23 protein-coding genes are annotated in these 21,959 nt (G+C 47.2%); 10 read left to right on the forward strand and 13 right to left on the reverse strand.

Features of this window, described 5'->3' with window-relative positions; translation table 11 throughout:
* Positions 1–237: 237 nt before the first annotated feature.
* The 4 genes from Q1B47_RS16455 to Q1B47_RS16470 form a co-directional block, all read right to left on the reverse strand.
* Positions 238–867 (reverse strand): outer membrane beta-barrel protein, encoded by a 630-nt coding sequence (locus tag Q1B47_RS16455; RefSeq protein WP_299795868.1) that lies wholly within the window; start codon positions 865–867, stop codon positions 238–240.
* Between the two features lie 131 nt (positions 868–998).
* A complete protein-coding gene (djlA, locus tag Q1B47_RS16460; RefSeq protein WP_299795871.1) occupies positions 999–1,778 on the reverse strand; it encodes a co-chaperone DjlA in 780 nt (259 codons plus the stop codon).
* Between the two features lie 72 nt (positions 1,779–1,850).
* Positions 1,851–2,540, reverse strand: coding sequence for an N-acetylmuramate alpha-1-phosphate uridylyltransferase MurU (murU, locus tag Q1B47_RS16465; protein ID WP_299795874.1), 690 nt, complete (start codon positions 2,538–2,540; stop codon positions 1,851–1,853).
* Positions 2,537–3,541 (reverse strand): phosphotransferase, encoded by a 1,005-nt coding sequence (locus Q1B47_RS16470; RefSeq protein ID WP_299795877.1) that lies wholly within the window; start codon positions 3,539–3,541, stop codon positions 2,537–2,539. The genes murU and Q1B47_RS16470 overlap by 4 nt, the downstream gene beginning before the upstream one ends.
* A 154-nt stretch (positions 3,542–3,695) precedes the next feature.
* Between Q1B47_RS16470 and lptD the strand changes: the two genes are divergently transcribed.
* The 7 genes from lptD (at position 3,696) to Q1B47_RS16505 (ending at position 12,764) form a co-directional block, all read left to right on the forward strand.
* Positions 3,696–6,017, forward strand: coding sequence for an LPS assembly protein LptD (lptD, locus tag Q1B47_RS16475; protein WP_299795880.1), 2,322 nt, complete (start codon positions 3,696–3,698; stop codon positions 6,015–6,017).
* Between the two features lie 119 nt (positions 6,018–6,136).
* Positions 6,137–7,441 (forward strand): peptidylprolyl isomerase SurA, encoded by a 1,305-nt coding sequence (gene surA, locus Q1B47_RS16480; RefSeq protein ID WP_299795883.1) that lies wholly within the window; start codon positions 6,137–6,139, stop codon positions 7,439–7,441.
* 5 nt (positions 7,442–7,446) lie between these two features.
* Complete coding sequence (pdxA, locus tag Q1B47_RS16485) at positions 7,447–8,433, forward strand: 4-hydroxythreonine-4-phosphate dehydrogenase PdxA (protein ID WP_299795886.1); 987 nt, start codon at positions 7,447–7,449, stop codon at positions 8,431–8,433.
* Between the two features lie 13 nt (positions 8,434–8,446).
* On the forward strand, positions 8,447–9,250 hold the full coding sequence (rsmA, locus tag Q1B47_RS16490; protein ID WP_299795889.1) for a 16S rRNA (adenine(1518)-N(6)/adenine(1519)-N(6))-dimethyltransferase RsmA: 804 nt from the start codon (positions 8,447–8,449) through the stop codon (positions 9,248–9,250).
* A gap of 105 nt (positions 9,251–9,355) precedes the next feature.
* Positions 9,356–9,736, forward strand: a complete 381-nt coding sequence (gene apaG / locus Q1B47_RS16495) for a Co2+/Mg2+ efflux protein ApaG (protein WP_299795893.1) — start codon at positions 9,356–9,358, stop codon at positions 9,734–9,736.
* Between the two features lie 29 nt (positions 9,737–9,765).
* On the forward strand, positions 9,766–10,590 hold the full coding sequence (locus tag Q1B47_RS16500; RefSeq protein WP_299795896.1) for a symmetrical bis(5'-nucleosyl)-tetraphosphatase: 825 nt from the start codon (positions 9,766–9,768) through the stop codon (positions 10,588–10,590).
* Positions 10,591–10,736: 146 nt separating this feature from the next.
* Positions 10,737–12,764 carry a methyl-accepting chemotaxis protein gene (locus tag Q1B47_RS16505; RefSeq protein WP_299795899.1) on the forward strand — a complete coding sequence of 676 codons (2,028 nt, stop codon included), beginning with the start codon at positions 10,737–10,739 and terminating at the stop codon, positions 12,762–12,764.
* A gap of 79 nt (positions 12,765–12,843) precedes the next feature.
* On the opposite strand, the gene Q1B47_RS16510 is transcribed toward Q1B47_RS16505, so the two are convergent.
* From Q1B47_RS16510 to rplU, 7 genes are all read right to left on the reverse strand, one after another.
* A complete protein-coding gene (locus Q1B47_RS16510; RefSeq protein ID WP_299795902.1) occupies positions 12,844–13,230 on the reverse strand; it encodes a DUF3718 domain-containing protein in 387 nt (128 codons plus the stop codon).
* Positions 13,231–13,330: 100 nt separating this feature from the next.
* On the reverse strand, positions 13,331–13,813 hold the full coding sequence (gene folA, locus Q1B47_RS16515; protein ID WP_299795905.1) for a type 3 dihydrofolate reductase: 483 nt from the start codon (positions 13,811–13,813) through the stop codon (positions 13,331–13,333).
* Between the two features lie 62 nt (positions 13,814–13,875).
* Entirely contained in the window at positions 13,876–14,346 is a 471-nt protein-coding gene (locus Q1B47_RS16520; protein WP_299795907.1) for a threonine/serine exporter family protein, read from the reverse strand.
* Entirely contained in the window at positions 14,343–15,104 is a 762-nt protein-coding gene (locus Q1B47_RS16525) for a threonine/serine exporter family protein (RefSeq protein WP_299795910.1), read from the reverse strand. The genes Q1B47_RS16520 and Q1B47_RS16525 overlap by 4 nt, the downstream gene beginning before the upstream one ends.
* Before the next feature lie 70 nt (positions 15,105–15,174).
* Positions 15,175–16,335, reverse strand: a complete 1,161-nt coding sequence (gene cgtA / locus Q1B47_RS16530; protein ID WP_299795913.1) for an Obg family GTPase CgtA — start codon at positions 16,333–16,335, stop codon at positions 15,175–15,177.
* 141 nt (positions 16,336–16,476) lie between these two features.
* Positions 16,477–16,731, reverse strand: coding sequence for a 50S ribosomal protein L27 (gene rpmA / locus Q1B47_RS16535; RefSeq protein ID WP_012141302.1), 255 nt, complete (start codon positions 16,729–16,731; stop codon positions 16,477–16,479).
* Positions 16,732–16,746: 15 nt separating this feature from the next.
* Positions 16,747–17,058, reverse strand: a complete 312-nt coding sequence (gene rplU, locus Q1B47_RS16540) for a 50S ribosomal protein L21 (protein WP_299795917.1) — start codon at positions 17,056–17,058, stop codon at positions 16,747–16,749.
* A gap of 278 nt (positions 17,059–17,336) precedes the next feature.
* Between rplU and ispB the strand changes: the two genes are divergently transcribed.
* Complete coding sequence (gene ispB / locus Q1B47_RS16545; protein WP_299795920.1) at positions 17,337–18,308, forward strand: octaprenyl diphosphate synthase; 972 nt, start codon at positions 17,337–17,339, stop codon at positions 18,306–18,308.
* Positions 18,309–18,404: 96 nt separating this feature from the next.
* Here ispB and mdh read toward each other — a convergent pair whose 3' ends face one another.
* Complete coding sequence (gene mdh / locus Q1B47_RS16550; RefSeq protein WP_299795923.1) at positions 18,405–19,340, reverse strand: malate dehydrogenase; 936 nt, start codon at positions 19,338–19,340, stop codon at positions 18,405–18,407.
* Positions 19,341–19,710: 370 nt separating this feature from the next.
* Between mdh and argR the strand changes: the two genes are divergently transcribed.
* Positions 19,711–20,181, forward strand: a complete 471-nt coding sequence (argR, locus tag Q1B47_RS16555) for a transcriptional regulator ArgR (protein ID WP_299795926.1) — start codon at positions 19,711–19,713, stop codon at positions 20,179–20,181.
* A 180-nt stretch (positions 20,182–20,361) separates the two neighbouring features.
* Positions 20,362–20,826: a cupin domain-containing protein gene (locus Q1B47_RS16560; RefSeq protein ID WP_299795929.1), complete on the forward strand. Its 465-nt coding sequence runs from the start codon at positions 20,362–20,364 to the stop codon at positions 20,824–20,826.
* An 81-nt stretch (positions 20,827–20,907) separates the two neighbouring features.
* Here the strand turns inward: Q1B47_RS16560 and Q1B47_RS16565 are convergent, their stop codons facing one another.
* Entirely contained in the window at positions 20,908–21,846 is a 939-nt protein-coding gene (locus Q1B47_RS16565; RefSeq protein WP_299795932.1) for a Dyp-type peroxidase, read from the reverse strand.
* Positions 21,847–21,959 lie beyond the last annotated feature (113 nt).

Consider the following 21,959-nt stretch of genomic DNA (forward strand, 5'->3'; position numbering starts at 1 on the left):
AACCCCAGGTTCGCCTGTCCCTGCCACATGTTGATACGACGGGCGCGCTGATGAACCAGTCACATATTATCGGAAATTACTATCCACTCTATGCACTATTCCACACTGAAGCCAGAACTTAAAACTTAAACTTTAACCCCAGGTTCGCCTGTCCCTGCCACATGTTGATACGACGGGCGCGCTGATGAACCAGCCTAACTATCCACTCTAAGCACTATTCCACACTGAAGCCAGAACTTAAAACTTAAACTTTAACCCCAGGTTCGCCTGTCCCTGCCACATGATATCGGCGCTGATTGACCATAGGCACTCTCCACCGTCACAAAACAGAGCACTGCTGCTATTTACAAATGTGGCATAGCCTCTGGCATCTGCAAACAGTGAGAAGGCCTCGGTCATCTGGTACTCGATGCCGGCCCCGAAGCCCATTGAAAATCGCGACTCGGTCGAGTAATCGTCACCCGGACGCATCTGAGTCAAACCTAAACTTGCCGTTACATATGGCCTTAAATTGCCATTGGGGAAATAGAGCGAACCACCGAGATGAAAGTAATCCACATTTAAATCAGTAATGATGTCAGGGCTGAAACTGCCGCCGCTTCTAAGGTCTGTGCCTTGATGGCTATAGAGGAAGTAGATATCTCCCGGATCTATTGTCGTAATCCCCGCCATGAAGCCGTAATGTCCGGACTCAGAGATCTTTAATGCTCCCGGCTCTCCCGTATTTTCTGCGGTGACATCAAACTCGCTGGCACCGAAACTATAACCACCGAAGGGGGCGACAAATGCCTCGGCCACAGCCGAAGCGGGGAGCAGGGTCGACGCCGCAAATAACACTGAAAACGGTAACAGCTTTGTGATTTTCATAACAAATCCTTTTCTGTAAACGACAATATCATGCCTGTTAAATGCCACAAGTATACACATGACGACTCAACACAACCTTTTCCATACCGCCCGTAAGTGACTGATAAGCCAATTACAAATTTGTGAGAAGCTTAACGCATTCCTCTGTCACTCTTCACCCTGTCGTAAGCCGACTGAATATCTTGTGCTTTCACTTTGGCAAGTTCCATCATCTCTTGTGGTAACCCCTTGGCCACCAGCTTATCGGGATGGTGCTCATTCATTAACTTACGATAGCTGCGCTTAACCTCCTGATCCGAGGCAGCCTCGGTCAGCCCCAACAGATCATAGGCATCTTCAACCGTGGTCTGTTGATTATTGCCTCCCTTATGGAAGTTAAATTCGGCTTGCCAACGTTTCAGCAATTCGTCCAACTGGCCGGCGCTGAAACCTAACTCTTGAGCCACAGTTAACAAAACGGCGTGCTCTTTAGGATCGAGCTTAGCGTCAGATAATGCAGTCTGGATCTGGATCTCCAGAAACATCTGCAGCAACTCTTTACGCCCCATGGAGATGAGCCGGAACGTTTTAAGGCAAGCCTTGATATCGAAATCGCTCGCCTTCCCCTCTTTAAACGCAGCTTGTGCCTCCTTCCTGGCCTCCCCCTTAAGCTGCATCTGATCCATCAACAGCGTAGCGATACGAATATCGTTTTCGGTAACCTGGCCCGAGGCCTTTGCGACATGACCCATCACCGCAAAGGTGGTATTAAAAAAGAGTGTCTGTCTGTTTGCGCCTTTACCTATGATGCCACTGAGCTCGGCACTTTTCTTATCATAAAGATGGCCTAGCCAGAGGCCTATCAGACCACCAATGATTCGACCAAACATGAAGCCGATTGCAAAGCCAAAAAACTTACCCCAAATACGCATCAATAAACCTTAATCATAAAAAAGTGGACTTCCGAAAACTAATCTTGAATCCATAACAGCCTGTATCAGCCCCTAACGCTTACTCTTCTGTCGGCGCTCGAGTTTTAATAAACGCTCCTTAGTTCCTACATCACACCAAAAACCGGTGAAATGGGAACCGGAAACGGCCTTCAATGCCATCTTCTCCCTTAACAGAGGAGCTAGCGGAAAACCATCATCGGGAGTGCCTTCAAAAATAGAAGGGTGATAGATCCCCATGCCGGAAAATGTTAATGCCGACTCATCGTTATGCGGAGCCGGAGAAACCAGGCCATCTCTGAGTGGAAAATCCCCTTCCGGATGCTGCTCAGGATTATCTACCAGCCATAGATGAGCCAGTTTACCATCTAACGGGTCCCCCATACTGAAGTCGGGAAATGTTGGTAACTCATCGATAAATATATCGCCGTTGATAACCAAAAAAGGCACATCTCCCAATAAGGGGAGAGCTTGCTTGATTCCGCCGCCGGTCTCTAATGCTACAGACTCGGCACTGTAACGAATACTCACTCCCCATCTTTTACCGCAGCCCAAGGCTTGAACCAGTTTTTCGCCAAGCCAGGCATGGTTGACCACTATCTCACTGATCCCGGCTTGAGCCAACCGCTCAATGTGGTAGACGATCAGTGGTTTGCCGTCGACTTTGACCAGTGGTTTCGGAATGGAATCGGTAAGGGGGCGTAGCCGCTCCCCGCGCCCCGCCGCTAAGATCATCGCCTTCATAGTTTCTCCTTGAAACCAGGTATTATCAGCGACTCGATCCAGTGAGCAAACGAAGATAGCTCAGGGTAACGCCCTGAAACATCTTGGATATATTCCAGGGTTAATGGAATATCATTCATATAAGCTGGCTTGTTATCCCTGTAATTCAGTCTGGCAAAGATACCTGCGGCCTTTATATGACGCTGTAGCCCCATCAGATCGAACCACCTGCGGTAGGTAGCCACACTTAGGCCCTTATCGATTACCCCAGACTCAAGCTGCTGCTCGTAGTGTTGTAGCATCAGCCTTTCAACCAGCTCTTCCGGCCAACGAATATAGCAATCTCTCAGCAGAGAAACCGCATCATAGGTTACCGGTCCTATTACTGCATCCTGGAAATCGATAACGCTCAGCTTTTCATTGTCCAGCATCAGATTACGGCTATGATAATCCCGATGCATCCCCACCTTGGGCTGCTGTGCGGCGTTATTAATCAATAGGGTATAAACGCCATCCAACATAGTTCGCGTTGTGGCATCGACTTCTATGTTGAGGTGATGATTTATCAACCAATCAGTAAAAATGTCCAGCTCTCGCTTCACAAATTCATCATCGTATAGAGGCAGTGCTGTTTCACCGTCGTCCATAACTGAAGCGACCCGGTTCAGTAGGGTTAACGCCTGCCCATAATACTTGTCTACATTATCAATGGTTAATACAGACAGAAGCTGCATATCTCCCAGGTCACTCAACAGGAGAAAGCCTTCTTCGGCATTTATTTCAATCACTTGAGGCACATCAACACCTTTGCCTCTGAGTGCATTAGCCAATTTAACAAAGGGCATAACTTTGATGAGTTTTGGAGGCGAGTCCATAACAATGAAGCTTTCATCACCATGCCTAACCCTGAAATAGCGCCTGAAACTGGCGTCTCCGGAGATAAGCTCAGGGGCGACCTGGCTATCGAAAATGTGGTTCAGCCATGCATTTAAAGCAAGAAATCTGGGATCTGACAAGGGCACCTCATGGCTCTTATGGAAAAATTGCTTTATTATAAAGCAAAATGGAAACAGCTAATAAGCTCAATCTCGATATTTAGCTGTGTTGCCTCAAACTAGCGGCAACTTTTCTCACCAATATTTGTCCAGACTAAGAAATCATATAAAACGACTTAAGATGCAGATCCGTTATTTATTGGCACTAAGCCTACTTCCCCAATTAGTCTTGGCTGAAGAAAAAGAAGTCTCAACCAATACCGATACCCAATGTATCGTAGAGCCACCGGTTCCCCGTTTGTCGATTCCACAGAGCGATGTAAAGCTTGATCTTCAGGAGATCCGCATCATATCCGATCGCACAGAAGCACAGATGGGAAAACAAGCCAAATTTAATGGTGATGTTTCATTCAGCCAGGGCGAACGCAATATCGCTGCAGATGAGGCCATTTTAGATCAAGAGTCGGAACGATTAGACGCAAATGGCAATCTGGTATTTCAGGATCAGATGTTTACCGTCACGGCAGATTCACTGGTTGCCGAGATGCGCAGCAATAGTGCCACCCTGTCGGGAGCGCAATACTGGTTACATGGCCAGCAGATCCATGGAGATGCAGAAAAGCTGGAGATCACTCCGGACAACAACCTCTATCTGACCAAGACCAACTTTACTACCTGCCCCCCAGAAGACACCTCTTGGTTACTCGAAGCCGAGACGATAAAAATTGACAGTGAAGAGGAGTGGGGAGAGTTATGGGATGCCAAACTGAAAATAGGTAATGTACCGGTTCTCTATATTCCCTATATGACGATCCCGGTTTCGGATAAACGTAAGTCAGGCTTTCTGTTTCCGACCTTCAGCACCAGCACAACAAATGGTGTAGAAGTTGCCACTCCCTATTATTGGAATATAGCCCCTGAGTACGATCTTACCTTCACGCCCCATTATATGTCTGCCCGTGGGCTGTTTTTAAAGAGTGACTTCAGATACCTCGCCGGCGACGCTCAGCAGGGCCGCCTCAATGTCGAGTACCTTGGAAACGATGATCTGTTAGCTAACTCGCCTAATCGTTATCTCTATCATTGGGAGCACAGTGGTGCCATCGATGACAATTGGCGGGTACTGGCTAACTATACCGATGTATCGGACAACAACTACTTCAATGACTTAAAGTCGGATGTACAACGAGCTACCGATAATCAGTTGACCCGAATCGGTGAAGCCAGTTACTTCGAAAAAAACTGGGATTTCAACGCCAGAGTACAAGATATTAAGGTACTGGGCGAAGATGAGAAGCCTTACCAGGTCATGCCACAACTGGGATTCAACTACCGTGCTCCTGACATCTGGAATGGATTAGATTTTGGCTTCTTGAGTGAAGTAACCAATTTTGAGCATGAAGATAGTGACAAGACGACCGCCACCCGTCTTCATTTTGAACCCAGCATCTCGCTACCACTCCATGGACCGGCCGGCTCTTTAACCAGTGAGCTGAAACTGCTTCAGACCTACTACTGGCAGGAAGATAACAGAGTCGATACCAATGAAGAGCTGGATAGTCAGGTTAACCGAACCCTGCCGCAGGTACGGATCCATGGCCAGATTAACTTCGAAAGGTTTACTGACTACTTCAACGAAAACTACCGTCAAACTCTGGAGCCTCAGTTCCAATACCTCTATGTCGGATATGAAGATCAATCGAATATCGGAGTTTATGATACCGCCCAACTTCAAGAAGACTATTTCGGACTGTTCCGTGAACGGCGCTTTTCAGGGCTGGACAGGGTCGCCGATGCAAATCAGATGACCTTAGGTTTAACCACCCGCTTGTTTGATTCTCATAACATCGAGAAGTTTAAGTTTAGTCTGGGTCAGATTTTTTACTTCCAGGATAGCCGGGTCGGAATCACAGACTCTGCATTTCAAGGTGAAACCTTTTCTCAGGAAAATACCTCAAACTCAGTGTTAGCGGCAGAACTCAATACTCAACTCCACCGGGATTGGTATATGAGCGGTGCGATTCAATATGATACGACCGAGAGTGAGAATAAGAAGAGTGAGGTTACCCTCGACTTCCGTCCGGGAGCCAATAAACTGCTTCAATTCAGTTACCGTTATGTCCCCGATCTGCTGAACAGCAACACCAACGAATCGGTTAATATCTCACAGGCCGGTATGCGGGGAGCATGGCCGCTTAATGACAGCCTTTACTTGGTCGGTAACTGGTATTACGATCTCAACGAGAGCAGAAGTGTGGAAACCTACGCCGGTTTCCAGTATGAGTCCTGCTGCTGGGCCTTGCGTTTAAGTTATCATTACCGAATCAAGACCAACTATGATGATGATTATAATCCGGTATTGGATAACAGAGAGCTGTTTGAGAGCGGCTTATATCTTAATTTTGTGATAAAAGGACTAGGAGGCTCGGGTCCGTTAGGTGTATCAGACATGCTTAACGATGGTCTATTTAATTACCGAAAGCCCCTTTATCTTAAAAACTAGCAAAACAATTATTTTTTAGATGAACCATGAGTAAGACCTATAGTCCAACTCTTGATAATAGGATTTAACCGGCATCGTTTAATGCCGTACAGACGTTAATATGCCAAGGATTTTTGTTGATGAAACCCTGTAAACATTTGATTTTTGCCTTTCTTACCCTGGCAATGAGCCACACAGTTCAAGCTAAAGTGGAGCCTCTGGATCGTGTCACTGTTCAGATAAATGAAGGCATTGTGCTGGAGAGCGAGATAGCCAGCATGATAGAGACCGTAAAAGCCAATGCCATCTCGGCTGAACAGGCTCTTCCATCGGATCAAGCACTAAGAACTCAGGTCATCGAACGTTTGATTATGACCCGACTACAGATGCAGATGGCCGATAGAATAGGCTTGCATATCGGAGACCTTCAGCTGGATCAGACCATAAGTAACATTGCGAAAGAGCAAAAGCTAACTGTCGATCAGATGAAGGAGAAGATCGGCGAAGAGGGGATGAGCTGGAACCAGTACCGTGAACAGTTACGTAAAGAGATCACCTTAGGCGAGATACAACGTATTCAGGTTCAGCGCCGTATTCAGGTCTCACCTCAAGAGATTAACAACTTAGTCAAACTCATCGAGGAGCAGGGTCTACAGCAGGTTGAGTTCCAGATAGGGCACATACTGATTGAAGTACCAAGCAGTCCAAGTAGTGAAGAGCTTCAAAAATCGAGTGACCGTGCCAATACAGTATTAAACCGTATCAAGAGTGGCGATGACTTCCGCCGCACAGCGATAGCGGCTTCGGCTGGTCCAAAGGCTCTGGAGGGCGGTGTATGGGATTACATGAACGTCAACGAGATGCCAACACTTTTTGCCGAGGTGCTGGGTGGCGCTAAGACCGGTGATATCATAGGTCCAATCCGAAGCGGAGCCGGATTCCATATCATCAAGGTTCTCGATGCCCGTGGCCTTCAGACCAAAGAGATTGATGAAGTCAGATCAAGACACATTTTGATCAAGCCATCACCGATCCTTTCTGAAGAGCGAGCCAAGGCGATGCTCGATAAGTTCGTGGAACAGATTCGTTCAGGTGATGCAGACTTTGCCGCCCTTGCCCGTCAATACTCTGAAGATCCTGGGTCCGCTGCTAAAGGTGGCGAACTTGGCTGGGCCGATCCATCTGTCTATGTGCCCGCATTCGCGCAAACCTTGAATGCACTTGAAATAGATGAGATCAGTGAACCATTTCGCTCTACTCACGGCTGGCATATAGTTCAGCTTGAAGAGCGTCGAAAAACAGATGCAACAGATAAATTTAATACCAATCGGGCGCACCAACTTATTTTCCGCCGTAAGTTTAATGAAGAACTACAAAACTGGCTGGATGAGATGAGATCTGAAGCGTATATCGAAGTTTTCGATGCCGACTTTAATCGAGGTTAATCATATTGACGACTAAACGAATTGCCATTACCCCGGGTGAGCCCGCAGGAATTGGCCCAGATTTAGTTATCCAACTAGCTCAGCAGGCCTGGCCTGCTGAGCTAGTTGTTTGCGCCGATCCTGAACTTTTGTCCGGCAGAGCCAAAAAGCTCGGACTTCCACTCCAGCTTAGACCCTATCAGCCTAATCTGGAGCCAAAGCCCCAAGAAGCCGGAACACTGACACTGGCCCCCTTTTCGTTGCTTACCGAGTCACAGTGTGGTCAGCTCGATGAGCAAAATAGTGCCTATGTCGTTGAAACCTTACGTTATGCCGGCGAAAAAAACATGAACGGCGAGTTCGATGCGGTCGTCACCGGTCCGGTACATAAAGGGATCATCAATCAGTCTGGTATCCCCTTTAGCGGTCATACTGAATTTTTTGCTAATCAGGCAAACTGTCAGGATGTCGTAATGATGCTGGCGGCTCCGGGTCTACATGTAGCATTAGTCACGACCCATATCCCGTTAGCCTATGTATCTAAGGCGATTACCCGCGACAGGTTGCATCAGATAGTGAAGATTCTGCACTCTGATCTGGTCAGCAAATTCGCGATTAAGCAGCCTAAGATATATGTCTGTGGACTTAATCCCCATGCCGGCGAAGATGGCCATCTGGGACGGGAGGAGATCGATACCATCATACCCGCACTCGAAGAGTTACGCGGTGAAGGGATGCATATCGTCGGACCACTACCTGCCGATACCATTTTTCAAAAGAAATATCTGGAAGATGCCGATGTTATCTTAGCCATGTATCATGATCAGGGCTTGCCCGTGCTAAAATCCCAGGGATTTGGCAGCTCTGTTAATATTACCTTAGGGCTTCCCTATATTCGCACATCTGTCGACCACGGTACCGCACTGGAACTTGCCGGTACCGGCCAAGCAGACATAGGAAGTTTTGTCTGCGCACTTAATAAAGCCATTGATCTGGCTGCAAATGCTGAGTAGTTGAAAATACGTAATGAGTAATAAAGTACATTTAGGCCATACAGCCAGAAAACGTTTCGGACAAAACTTTTTGACCGATGGCAATGTTATCAACCGTATCGTGGGTGCTATAGCCCCGGATAATGATCATGTTATGGTTGAAATTGGCCCAGGTCTGGGTGCCTTAACCGAACCCGTTGCCGCAGCTATCGATAAACTAACGGTAGTAGAGCTGGATAAAGATCTCGTCGAACGACTCCAGGAACACCCGACGCTAAAAGATAAGCTTGATATTCATCAGGGTGACGCTTTAAAGTTTGATTTCAGTCAGCTGATCGAAGCGGACAAGCAGCTCAAGGTGTTCGGTAACCTTCCCTATAACATCTCTACCCCACTCATGTTTCATCTGTTCGAGTTTGCCGAACATATCAAAAACATGCACTTTATGCTGCAAAAAGAGGTGGTATTGAGGCTGTCTGCGAGTCCGGGAACCAAGGCCTATGGTCGATTGACTGTTATGGCTCAGTACCACTGTCAGGTGCTTCCGGTTCTGGAGGTTCCTCCGGGATGCTTTACTCCTCCGCCAAAGGTCGACTCAGCCGTTGTCCGTCTCGTACCATATAAAGAGAAACCCTGGCCATGTAAAGATGTTGAACTGCTCAGACACCTGACAACCACGGCATTCAATATGCGCCGTAAGACGCTACGTAACAACCTTAAGCATATGATCACAGATGATGAGTTTACCCAACTCGGTATAGACTCTTCGCTCAGGCCCGAACAGATAAGTGTCGAGCAATATGTGGCTATGGCCAATCTTGTTATCGACAAAAAATAGGTCTTTATCATATACCTATTGATATCGTCTTATTCGATACAGATAATCATACCAAGTAAATTTAGGGAGGGCTGAGCCCTCCCTTCTTTCGCCATAAGGAAAGTCATGACTGCAATCGAAGATTCAATCAAGGTCGAAGTAAAAACCGAATATATTGAAGAGCAATCGGATCCGATTGAAGAGAGATATCTGTTCAGATACACGATTACCATAGTTAACCTTGGCGAGAGCGCAGTGACACTGAAGAGCCGCTACTGGTCCATCACAGATGCGAACAACCACAATAGTGAGGTGCGGGGTCAGGGGGTTGTTGGCGAAACACCAAGGATTGAACCGGACAGTGCATATCAATATACCAGTGGTACTGTGATGGAAACCCCTCTGGGAGTAATGGAGGGGAGTTATACCATGATCACCGACGACGGAGTGAGCTTCAAGGCGCAGATCCCCCTGTTCAGGCTCGCGGTCCCCGGTCTTCTTCACTAGATCACTTAATCCACTTTGAGGCTACACAGATGGCGCACTATTTTGTCGGCGATATTCAAGGATGCTTTGAAGAGTTACAGCGGCTTCTGAGCAAGGTCGACTTTAATCCGTCACAGGATCAGCTTTGGGCTGTGGGTGATCTTGTGGCAAGAGGCCCGGGCTCACTCGAAACACTAAGGTTCTTTCAGCAACTGGATGGCTCAGCCCGGGTCGTACTGGGAAATCATGATCTTCACCTCTTTGCCGTTAACGCTAAAATTAAGCGGGCCAACCCCAGCGATCATCTGGGACCTTTGCTCTCAGCTCCCGATATCGACTCTCTGATTGGTTGGTTACGATTACAGCCTCTTTATCAGGAGTTTCCGGAGCACAAGCTGATAATGACCCATGCAGGCGTGCCGCCTCAGTGGGAGCTCGATACCTTGCGAACCGAAGCCGATAGGGTTTCCGCCGCACTACAATCACATGACTATATCTCCTCACTCATCGGACAGATGTATACCAATGGCTCAAATCGTTGGCATGACTCTATGACCACAGTTGAGCGCAACATATATTGCATCAATGCCCTTACCCGAATGAGATTTTTACACAGTGACGGCAGTCTGGACTTCGGCTGCAAGCTGCCGCCGGCAGCGTGCCAGGATCCTGACCTATCTCCCTGGTTTGAGCATGCGGGTATTATTAATCAAACCCATACGTTAGTTTTCGGGCATTGGGCCGCCGTTATGGGTAATGTGCCCTCAACAAGTATCCAGGCACTCGATACCGGTTGCTGTTGGGGCGAGCACTTAACACTTTGGCATTTAGAATCTAATCAAAAAATAACCCAAAGCAGGTTAAAAAAGAGTTAAACTAACTTTTAAATTGGCCGATAAAAATTAATCACGAGAGCCAACCTGCCCAAGCTATGAATTTTAAAGATATTTTGCGAGGGAAGAGTAACTGACAGCTCAGAGCTGAATAGTTGCGGGAAATATAATAATAATCGGAGCGCCCTATGAAAATGAATGTCGCCACAAGAGTCATTGGCGGGTTTACTGTTGTTACCCTGTTACTGATCGCTTTAGGTGGAGCCTCTCTACTTACCAATAGTAAACTCAAGACAAGTACGCAGGTGCTGCAAGAGCTCAGCCTACCGGCGCTCGAATCCAGTGGCCACCTTGTCGAGAGCCTGTCAGTCCAGGATACCCAGTTACTCACGGCCTACCATAGCGGAGAGTCGGCACACATTCCGGCAATCGAATCCAAGTTCTCAGAATCCAGCCAGGCATTTGTCAACGAATTAGATACGCTATCTGCTATTGTCAGCTCTCAGACTCAAGCCGACTTCACCACAGTGATCTCAGATCTGCGCCAAAGTTACCTTAACTTTGAAAGTGACGGCAGGAAGATGATCCAAACCAAGCAGAGCGCACTGGTTACCCGAGAGAAGCTGACCTCTAAGTTAGAAGCACTTGAGGAGGCCGCCGATGATGCCGCGTCTATCTTGTTGGATCTTATCGATCTCGAAATCAGTGAAGACCCCGTCGAGCAACAGATCGCCGCCACAGCCGGTGATATAGATAACAGCTTGAGTGGTATCGTGAGCACCAGTTTAGATCTGGTCAATAGCCGCAGTAAACAGCAACATGAAACTATTACCAATGAGCTGGACTACTACATTAGAAATATCGGCTATAAGCTTGAGTATATCGGGACCAACTGGACTGAAGAGGTTGATGCTGAATTACTCACCGAGATCAATAGCGAAGCGAAGAAAGTGTTCACTATGCTTGAAGGCGCTGACTCTATCCAAGCCTTAAAGGCCCAACAATTGGATCTCGAGTCAGAGTCAGACCAGATGCTAACACGGGTCGAAAAAGATACTCAAAACCTTAACCTGAATATGAGAGCCCTGACTGATACCGTAGAGTCAGTCTCTAAAGAGGTGAGTGACAAGGCCATCAGCGATATTGATTCAGCCAGCATCAACACTATGGTTCTGGTGCTGATTGCAATTATTGTCTCCATCATCGTCAGTGTCGCCGTGATCCGCCCTCTCACGCGTTCACTGGCTAAAGTTAATAATGCACTGAATATTCTGGCATCGGGTAACTTGACCCATAAACTGGATGACTCGGGTCATGATGAATTTGCCGAACTGTCCAAAAACTGTAATCGACTCGTAGATAGTTTACGAAGCCTAATCCAGGGAATTTTAGATCGCTCCAACCAGCTTGCCGCCGCCGCCGAGGAAACCTCTGCCATCACAATGCAAACCACCGCAGGTATCCAGGAGCAGAAGAGTCAGGTCGATCAAGTTGCCACTGCAACTACCGAGCTCAGCTCCAGCGCACATCAGGTAACCACAAGCGCCGACAATGCACTACAACAGATAAAACAGGCCGATGATGAAGCGCAGCATATGCGAGCCATCGCCGACGAGAATAAACAGACAATTCTGGCGCTGGCCGATGAAGTCGCAAAAGCTGGAGGCGTGATCAATAAGCTTCACTCAGATAGTGCCTCAATCGGTTCGATTCTGGATGTGATCAGGGGCATTGCCGAGCAAACTAACCTGTTAGCCCTCAATGCGGCTATTGAAGCCGCCAGGGCGGGAGAGCAGGGTCGCGGTTTCGCCGTTGTTGCCGATGAAGTCAGGAGCCTTGCATCAAGGACTCAGGATTCTACACAAGAGATACAGCAGATGATTGAGGTACTGCAGCAGGGTGCCCAGGAAGCGGTCTCGGTTATGGACTTAGGGCGCGAACAAGCCAGCTCCTGTGTCGAGAAAACTGAGCAGGCAAACATAGCGCTGGAAAGTATCAGCGAAGCCGTACATCAAGCTCATGACTCCGGCACTCATATTGCCCATGCTGCACAGGAACAAAACATCGTCAGCCAACAGGTTTCAGAGAAACTGGAACATATTGCCGCCATCTCGGAGGAGACATCTACCGGCGCAGATCAGACTGCGCAGTCGAGCCATCAGGTCGCACAGTTGGCCGAGGAGTTACAGGCATCGGTAAGAGAGTTCACCGTCTAAAGGGATGTTATACCAATCAGTATAAGCACACACAAAAAAGCCGGACACTGTCCGGCTTTTTTGATATTAACTTTGATATTTAACCGCCCGATACCCGTTCACTAATTGCAGCGGTAATCGCACTGTCACCATGACCATTTTCCTCAGCCCACTGAACAACAGTCTTTCCGTCAGCCTCAACAGCTTGCAGATCTGTTACTGAGAGGCGTTTGGCGACAAATTTTCCAACCTTATCTGAACCACTGTTCATCGCGGTCCGAAGTAGACTATTGCCGTTACAGGAGATACCACCGTAGATGTTGCGCAACTTTACGCGACTCTCTTTTAGCTTCTTACGCAAACGGTTCTTATCATCTGCTTGCACATAGTTGCAGATATTGGCCGCCAGCTGGTCATTAGCCTGTACAGGAATAGAAAAAGTAGAAGCCGCGATAATCACAGCGAGGGTCGTAGGTAACAGACGCATCCGATACTCCTTTATTATTATTAATTTTTATACTGTAGAGCACCAAACGAGTAAATTTATCTGCCCCACCCTAAAACCGAAACACAAACACTCAGACAATTTAACATTTTTTCACCAAATTGATAAAGGTATATTCCAAACCTTTCTCATTTATCGAAGTTTGCTCACTTTCACGCTCCCAGGTTCCATCATCCCATTGTGGAAAATAGGTATCACCTTCAACATCTATGTTGATCTGGGTCAGGTAGAGCTTATCCGCCTGAGGCAGCAGAGATGAGTAGAGCTGACCACCTCCGATTACAACCAACTCTTCACAGTTTCCGACAACCTCTTTTGCCGCTTCAAAAGAGGTAACACAGGTCACTCCCTCGATGTTCAGAGATTCCTGACGACTTACCACTATGTTATGACGGCCTGGCAACGGACGTCCGATAGACTCAAATGTCTTTCTCCCCATCACGATAGGCTTACCTAAGGTCATCGCCTTAAAGTGTTTAAGGTCCTCAGGAAGATGCCAGGGCATCTGATTATCTTTCCCGATAACACGGTTGTTAGCCATCGCCGCAATCATGGCAATCTTCATATAATCTCCAAGTTTTTGTTTTTAGTGTGCTCACCGATACAGTGAGAGTGGAAATATCCAGGTCAGATGACCGGTCGGGTTCGAAAGTAGAGCAAACTGGGCATAGCTAAGCCCACGGATAACGCACCAAGAATAAACACGGTTTTCAACCCGTTGCTGATCACCTCAGAAGTTAATTCAGGGCTGATCTCAGATTGAGCCGTCAGCTGCACCAGTGCTATTACGGTATTAAATGCATATGTACCGGGGATCATAGGAATGATGGCGGCTACTGCATACATCAACGGAGGTGCCAGGTGACGCTTGGCAAAACCGATAGTGATTAAACCGACAAGCGCAGCGGCAGCAAACGTTGCCCACTCTATCGGCAGGCCGATATACAGCAACAGAGTCCTGAAACTATGACCCAGCGCACCGGCAAGGGCGCAGTATGGCAGAAACCGTTTTGGCACGTTAAACACCATAGCGAAGCCGACGGCGGGAATAGCCGAAAAAAATGCGTCGTTGAGCAGGGCTAATAGAAGTTCCATCATAAGAACAGGCCTCCCAACTGCATCGCTATGGTGATGCCTATGACCGAAGAGACGGTGAGCAGTGTTGCATGCCCCCATCTGGATATTCCGACGTTAAGATGCCCTTTAACCATATCGGATATTGAGTTGATCATAGGAAAGCCCGGCACCAACATCAGCACACTCGCAGCCATCGGGAGCTTAGGTGTGTCGGTGAGTGAAAACTGATACCCGAGTTGTGCAATCAAGGTCGTCACGAAAGCCGTAACCGCAAAGTTAAGCAACAGGTTGAAATGATGCCTGGCGATTGAGAGCCTGACAAACATGCCAAATGATGACGCAACGAAGGTGATCATTGAAGCCGCCAGATCGCCGCCAAACAGATGACAGAAACTGGCGCATGAAAGGCCTATCATAGGAACTAAATACCGTTTGGGGTATGTTCTGGGCTCTATGCGCGAAACACGCTTTCTGACCTCGTTGAGCCCGTACAACCCCTTCTCTGTCAGTAGACAGATCCTAAGTAACTCACAAACGATCGTCATATTGATGCCGTGTTCCCGGGTTCGACGGGTAGTAGTGACACAGCGGCCATGAACCAGACTGGTTAAAACAAGGGAGTTGGAAGAGATAGAGATTTCAACACTGGCAAGCCCCAGTGCATAGCCTAAGCGCTGACTTATCTCTTCGACAAGTTCAGATTCAGCGCCATAGGCTAACAGGAGTTGAGCAACCCGGACAACTTGCCGGGTTATATCATTTTGAGTATCTGCGTACACACTATTCTCGACAAGTATGGCCTCAAAAAAATAGCCTCAATTTTTAACTGCCGATGAAACGAGACAAGCACTACCTTTGATAAATCACTTCTACATCATAGTCGTCATCATCAAAATCATCATCGTCCAGGTCATCATAAGCTTCGTTTAGCGAATCACTATCTTTATGATAATTATCCCACTTAAACTCAACCTCAGCTTCAACATCAACCTCCTCCTCTTCCGGGAGTGAGTCGATGAAATCGATCAACTTAAGACAAAGATCTTCTGTGCCTTCGCGGTTATATGCGGACATGGTGAAGACTTCACCTTTCCAGTCCAGCTCTTTCACGATATGGTCGATTCGCTCCTGAAGCTCCTCTTCGAGCAAGAGATCTGTTTTATTGATAACTAACCAGCGAGGCTTACTCGCCAGCTTTGGCGAATGCTTTTCAAGCTCACCCACGATAGCTCTTGCCGACTCAACAGGATCGCTGCCATCGATCGGCTCGATATCCAAAAGGTGCAACAACACACGACAACGCTCAAGGTGCTTGAGGAAACGGACACCAAGACCCGCGCCATCGGCAGCCCCCTCGATCAAGCCGGGGATATCTGCAATAACGAAGCTCTGTCCATGCCTTGGGTTAACAACACCCAGATTAGGCACTAAGGTGGTAAACGGGTAATCAGCAACCTTAGGTTTAGCCCTGGATACAGCACGGATAAACGTCGACTTACCCGCATTAGGCATACCAAGAAGGCCAACATCGGCAAGCAACATCAGTTCAAGTTTAAGGCTGCGAACCTCACCAGGAGTTCCAAGCGTCTTCTGTCTCGGTGCCCGGTTAGTACTGCTCTTAAAGCGAGTATTCCCTAAGCCATGAAATCCACCTTTGGCCACAAGCATTCTCTGACCATGAGTGGTTAAATCTCCAAGAGACTCTTGGGTTTCTTCGTCGATCGCACGCGTGCCAACGGGAACCTTAAGAATTAAGTCCTTACCACCATGCCCTGTGCAATCACGGCCTCGGCCGTTCTCACCACGTTCGGCACGATGAAAGCGTTCAAACTGGAAATCGATAAGTGTGTTAAAACTTTCATCTGCTTGCAGATATACACTACCGCCATCACCACCATCGCCGCCATCCGGGCCGCCATCGGGTACATATTTTTCGCGTCTGAAACTCACGCAACCACTACCGCCATCACCAGCTTCGACTCTGATCACGGCTTCATCGACAAACTTCATACTTACTCCTGGCACCACAGACTAAAAAGATTATACGTCTTTCTCTCTTAGGTCGCCAAAAAACAATTTATAAACCCATTAAAACAATAAAGCCCCACCAAAGGCGGGGCTTTAAAAAGCAATCTTAGCTTAAGCTAAAGATTAACCTTCGATGCTAATGAACTTGCGGTTCTTAGGACCTTTAACTTCGAACTTAACTTTACCGTCAGTCAAAGCGAATAGAGTATGGTCACGACCAATACCTACGTTTACACCAGCGTGGAACTTAGTACCACGTTGACGAACAATGATGTTACCAGCAAGAACTGATTCGCCACCAAAGCGCTTTACACCAAGACGTTTACTTTCTGAATCGCGGCCGTTACGAGTAGAACCGCCAGCTTTTTTATGTGCCATGAGTTAGACTCCTAATTAAGCGTTGATAGCTGTAATTTTAACTTCGGTGAACCATTGACGATGGCCCATTTTCTTGTCGTGGTGCTTACGACGACGGAACTTAACAATAGTTACCTTCTCAGCACGGCCGTGGCTGATAACTTCAGCTTTAACCTTACCACCTTCAACTAAAGGTGCACCTACGTGTACAGTCTCACCGTCAGCAACCAAAAGAACTTGGTCAAACTCAACAGTTTCGCCTGTAGCGACTTCTAATTTTTCTAGACGAACAGTATGGCCTTCAGCAACACGATGCTGCTTACCACCACTTTGAAAAACAGCGTACATAGCTATTTTACTCCGATATTTCAAACACGCCGGCTCATTATGTGAGGCAGGGGTGTTATAAAAGCTTTAATGACAATGGTCGCGGAGTTTACGCTAAGAACAGCCACCTGACAAGCCTTAATTGAGTAAGAATAAAAAAAGATCGGAATTTATCTCACAATCTTCTTCTAATACTGTCTTGAATGGCGTTTCTTAGGTAGAATCCCTACCATTATAACATTTATGCCTTCATTTGGGCCGCCTTTTTTATTGCAGCCCCACAAAACCAGAGCCTATATATGGATTTAAACGCCATTCGTCAGTTAGCCGATAACGATATGCAAGACGTTAATAAGCTAATATACAAACAATTAGAATCTGATGTCGCCCTAATCAATCAGTTAGGCTTCTACATTATCAACGGTGGCGGTAAGCGCATGCGCCCACTGCTTTCTATATTAGCTGCCCGTTCCATCGACTATAAAGGTGAAGCACATCTTAAGCTGGCAGCCATCATAGAGTTCATCCATACCGCCTCCCTATTACATGATGACGTCGTAGATGAATCCATGTTACGACGCGGCAGAGAGACAGCCAACGCACTATTTGGTAATAGTGCCAGCGTACTGGTCGGCGACTTTCTTTACACACGTTCTTTTCAGATGATGACAGAACTTGGTGATATGCAGGTGCTGGAAGTACTGGCCGATGCAACCAATGTTCTTGCTGAGGGTGAGGTGTTGCAGTTAATGAACTGTAATGACCCTGACACCACAGAAGAAAGCTACATGCGAGTCATCTATTGCAAGACGGCAAAACTCTTTGAGGCTGCCACACGTTTAGCCGGTGTGCTTGCTGAGAGCTCAGTAGAGACTCAAACCGCACTCGCCGATTACGGAAAGTTCTTAGGCACCGCATTCCAGCTCACCGACGATCTTTTAGATTATACCGCTGAAACAGAAGAGTTAGGCAAGAATATCGGTGATGACCTCGCCGAAGGTAAGCCTACCCTGCCCCTTATCTACGCCATGGCCCATGGTTCAGAGAAAGAGCAGGGCTTAATTCGCACAGCCATCGAGAAGGGAGACGGTACTCAGAACATTGAGGAGATCCTTAACGCCTTGCATAGCTGCGGTGCCCTGGAGTATACGTTCAAGCGTGCACAAGAGGAGTCTGAGAAGGCGATTGCCGCCCTGTCTGTCATCCCTGATAGTGATTACAAGCAGGCCCTTATCTCTCTGGCTAACATTGCCGTCGAGCGCAGCAACTAGTTTCACACTCGGCCAAGGTGAAGCTGTTTAACTCAATCGTTTCGGTGAAATAAAAAAGGAGCCCTGAGGCTCCTTTTTTATTTACTTGTACAGTTATTACTTAACGAACTCGACACCCAGCTTGATGTCGGCATTAAGTGTATCGAGCATAGCATCACGAGCATTGGCCTCAAACTCGCTGACTTCACCGTAAGCAAGTACCGACTCCACACCATTTTTACCAAGCAGAACCGGCTGAGCGAAGAAATCTGCATGCTCACTGCCACCGTCGACATAGGCACACTCAACCACATTCTCTTCACCTTGAAGGCCACGTACAAGGGACATGCCGAAGCGACACGCAGCCTGCCCCATAGAGAGAGTCGCGCTTCCGCCACCGGCTTTGGCTTCTACCACTTCAGTACCGGCATTCTGGATACGGGTAGTCAATGCAGCGATCTCTTCATCGCTGAAGCTTGCACCTTGAACCTGAGAAAGCAGAGGAAGGATAGTCACGCCACTGTGGCCACCGATAACATTGATCTTAACATCATCAACATTCAAGCCTTTAGCTTCGGCAATAAAGGTTTCAGAACGAATAACATCCAGAGTAGTCACTCCGAAAAGACGATTCTTATCGTATACACCTGCAGCTTTTAAAACCTCAGCAGCGATAGCCACGGTTGTGTTAACCGGGTTAGTGATGATTCCGATAAGTGCCTTAGGGCATGCTGCAGCACACTTTTCGACAAGGTTTCGGACAATACCGGCGTTAATATTGAAAAGATCTGAGCGATCCATACCGGGCTTACGAGCGACACCGGCAGAGATCAATACAACGTCAGCACCATCCAATGCCGGGGTTGGATCTTCGCCGGCGAAACCTTTAACTTCCACATCTGTCGGAATATGACTAAGATCAACCGCAACACCAGGTGTTACAGGAGCAATATCATAAAGGGACAATTTTGAACCTGCAGGCAATTGAGTTTTTAATAGTAGGGCAAGAGCCTGGCCAATACCGCCAGCGGCACCAAGTACAGCAACTTTCATAGTTATCTCCGTCATTTCTTGGATATTTGTGATGTCGATCTATATCTCTCAATGCCGCAACATTACTGCAATCACAATAAAAATTCAATTATCCCTTAGTCTTGGTTATATCAAATTTTTACCCTTAATCGGAAACCCCGTCAAAACTGAGCAATAAATCGCCAGCAAAAAGGAATAATTATTCCCGCTTGGGTGACTCTGGCTCTCCGCCCTCTCCAATGTGCGTTGGCTATGTAAGCTTTCAGCTTACTATCAAGCGGCGCCTTACAATCAAGCTTGAATTTTTATTCATTGAACTCGGGTATTTGTTGACAAAAAAGCCAATAATATGCAACATAACAATGATTTTTGAATAAAGAACAATAAAATTATGCAAGCAAATAAAACTCAGGACGAACTTGTTAAGACCTTTAAGGCAATTCTCAAAGAGGAGCGGTTTGGTTCTCAGAGTGAAATTGTCCTCGCCCTTCAGGCCGAAGGATACGGGAATATCAATCAATCGAAAGTCTCGAGAATGCTGAGCAAGTTCGGTGCAGTGCGTACTCGCAACGCTAAACAGGAGATGGTTTACTGCCTTCCGGCTGAGCTTGGTGTCCCCACCGCCGGCAGTCCGCTCAAGAACTTAGTCTTAGATGTCGATCACAACCAGGCCATGATAGTCGTAAGAACCAGCCCGGGCGCGGCTCAGCTTATCGCGCGACTGCTGGATTCTATAGGCAAACCAGAGGGCATTCTGGGGACAATTGCCGGCGATGATACTATCTTCATTACGCCATCGAATATTCAAGAGATAGACAAGACGTTGGAGACGGTAAAGTCACTGTTTAACTTTAATGACTAACTAAGTTCTGTTCGCCGGGTGCTGATAGAGGCACCCAACGGCCCCCCCCTTTCAAGAGGCGCATCGCGTCTCTTTTTTTACCTCTCACACCTTTTATATTGTATCCAATACATTGAGTCACGCCTGCTTTCATGAGAGATTAGAAGCTCGAATGCTGCAGCCAAAAGTTAAGGATGCCTTATGACAACAACCAAAATAATTAAAGTCGATGATATATGCTGGGAATCCTGGCAACACTCAGCTCAATATACCAGTCAACAAAAACATATAGGAGATGCCGCAGGTTGCGAGAAGATAGGTGTGACCATGGAGCGCCTCGCACCGGGAAAGATATCGACGGTAGCACATTACCATACCAAAGAGGAGGAGCACCTATACGCCCTTCAGGGTGAAGCCACACTACTCATAGATGGCGAGCCACACGCTTTCAGACAGGGAGATTATATCTGTTTCAATGCAGATACCGCTGTCGCTCATACACTACGAAACGATTCAGACCAAGAGTTTACCTTCATAGTGATCGGTAACAGGGATAAACACGATGTTGTCATCTACCCGGACAACAATAAGGTTTTGGTCAGGGCTGTCGATGAAATCTATGCAAGACGCCCGACCAACTACTGGGACCCGGACACCGAAAAATAAGCAATCGACCAGAGCCTGTTTTTGATATAAAAAAACGCACTCTCCCGAGTGCGTTCTTATTTCAGTCTCAACCGTTCAAGGCTACTCGCCTGCCTGACTCTCCATGAAGTCCAGCGAAGGAGCGAAGAAGGAGGAACCGGTTAATGCCTGGGTGAAGTGCAACAGATGATCATGGTTGCCATGGCCATCACCGTGGACCATGCTCTTTAACATCTGCTCAAAATTAACCGAGTTGCGACAGGTAGAGATAAACATCAAACCTTGCTCTTTCATCGAACCATAAGGCATGCTCTGTCTTAAGATCTCCATAGACTTACCATCGGCGTCTTTCAGATTCACTCGCTTGATATGACTGGTCAAGGGTTTATCATCCGATGCGTACTCGATATTATCTTGTTTAGTGCGACCGATAATATCCTCTTGCTTCTTGTGCGGTAAACGATTCCACTTACTCAAGTTATGGGCAAACTTCTGCACATGGATATAACTGCCGGCCTTAAATGTCGCATCTTCGGCTCCCACCAATGCGACCTCCTGACGGTTACGCCCTTTGGGGTTCTCAGTACCATCGACAAAACCGGTCAGGTCCCGGTTATCCATGAACCGGAAACCACGCTCTTCATCGACAAGCTCAACCAGACCTTCAAACATCTGACAAACTTCATTAGCAACCAGATGAAGGATATCGAAACGGTCGCAACGAATTTGTACAAAAAGATCATATTCCAGAGCTGGCGCATCACGGGTATCTGCATTCATCGCAGGAAAAGGTTTTAATGATGATGGTCTGGCTGATGGATATATTGCATCCCAGTAATTAGCACCTATGGCTACGAAGCCATTGAATGCACTGTCTGCATATTGATCGGTAAGCTCATAAATATATTGAGCCACGTTGGCTATACACGGGCGTAACTGAGACTCTACACCTTCATTGGCGTTGAACATCAAATACACACTGTGTAAATTCCCTTCTGCACACACACCCAACTGTTCACGAGGCATAACCTGATTATCCATCTATATATTTACCTTTTCACTTATTGATATTCGGCTTCATTATCCATAACTTTAGCTCTTATTGGTATTAACTTACGCACAATTAGGCGCTTTATTTGACTCTTTTGAACGAT

Source organism: uncultured Shewanella sp. (assembly GCF_947501225.1).
Taxonomy (GTDB): Bacteria; Pseudomonadota; Gammaproteobacteria; order Enterobacterales; family Shewanellaceae; genus Shewanella.

Excerpts from the sequence above, each read along its gene's own strand:
- Q1B47_RS16455 (WP_299795868.1), bottom strand. The coding sequence starts at position 867 with ATGAAAATCACAAAGCTGTTACCGTTTTCAGTGTTATTTGCGGCGTCG.
- djlA (WP_299795871.1), bottom strand. The coding sequence starts at position 1,778 with ATGCGTATTTGGGGTAAGTTTTTTGGCTTTGCAATCGGCTTCATGTTT.
- murU (WP_299795874.1), bottom strand. The coding sequence starts at position 2,540 with ATGAAGGCGATGATCTTAGCGGCGGGGCGCGGGGAGCGGCTACGCCCC.
- lptD (WP_299795880.1), top strand. The coding sequence starts at position 3,696 with ATGCAGATCCGTTATTTATTGGCACTAAGCCTACTTCCCCAATTAGTC.
- surA (WP_299795883.1), top strand. The coding sequence starts at position 6,137 with ATGAAACCCTGTAAACATTTGATTTTTGCCTTTCTTACCCTGGCAATG.
- rsmA (WP_299795889.1), top strand. The coding sequence starts at position 8,447 with ATGAGTAATAAAGTACATTTAGGCCATACAGCCAGAAAACGTTTCGGA.
- apaG (WP_299795893.1), top strand. The coding sequence starts at position 9,356 with ATGACTGCAATCGAAGATTCAATCAAGGTCGAAGTAAAAACCGAATAT.
- Q1B47_RS16500 (WP_299795896.1), top strand. The coding sequence starts at position 9,766 with ATGGCGCACTATTTTGTCGGCGATATTCAAGGATGCTTTGAAGAGTTA.
- Q1B47_RS16505 (WP_299795899.1), top strand. The coding sequence starts at position 10,737 with ATGAAAATGAATGTCGCCACAAGAGTCATTGGCGGGTTTACTGTTGTT.
- Q1B47_RS16510 (WP_299795902.1), bottom strand. The coding sequence starts at position 13,230 with ATGCGTCTGTTACCTACGACCCTCGCTGTGATTATCGCGGCTTCTACT.
- folA (WP_299795905.1), bottom strand. The coding sequence starts at position 13,813 with ATGAAGATTGCCATGATTGCGGCGATGGCTAACAACCGTGTTATCGGG.
- Q1B47_RS16520 (WP_299795907.1), bottom strand. The coding sequence starts at position 14,346 with ATGATGGAACTTCTATTAGCCCTGCTCAACGACGCATTTTTTTCGGCT.
- cgtA (WP_299795913.1), bottom strand. The coding sequence starts at position 16,335 with ATGAAGTTTGTCGATGAAGCCGTGATCAGAGTCGAAGCTGGTGATGGC.
- rpmA (WP_012141302.1), bottom strand. The coding sequence starts at position 16,731 with ATGGCACATAAAAAAGCTGGCGGTTCTACTCGTAACGGCCGCGATTCA.
- rplU (WP_299795917.1), bottom strand. The coding sequence starts at position 17,058 with ATGTACGCTGTTTTTCAAAGTGGTGGTAAGCAGCATCGTGTTGCTGAA.
- ispB (WP_299795920.1), top strand. The coding sequence starts at position 17,337 with ATGGATTTAAACGCCATTCGTCAGTTAGCCGATAACGATATGCAAGAC.
- mdh (WP_299795923.1), bottom strand. The coding sequence starts at position 19,340 with ATGAAAGTTGCTGTACTTGGTGCCGCTGGCGGTATTGGCCAGGCTCTT.
- argR (WP_299795926.1), top strand. The coding sequence starts at position 19,711 with ATGCAAGCAAATAAAACTCAGGACGAACTTGTTAAGACCTTTAAGGCA.
- Q1B47_RS16560 (WP_299795929.1), top strand. The coding sequence starts at position 20,362 with ATGACAACAACCAAAATAATTAAAGTCGATGATATATGCTGGGAATCC.
- Q1B47_RS16565 (WP_299795932.1), bottom strand. The coding sequence starts at position 21,846 with ATGGATAATCAGGTTATGCCTCGTGAACAGTTGGGTGTGTGTGCAGAA.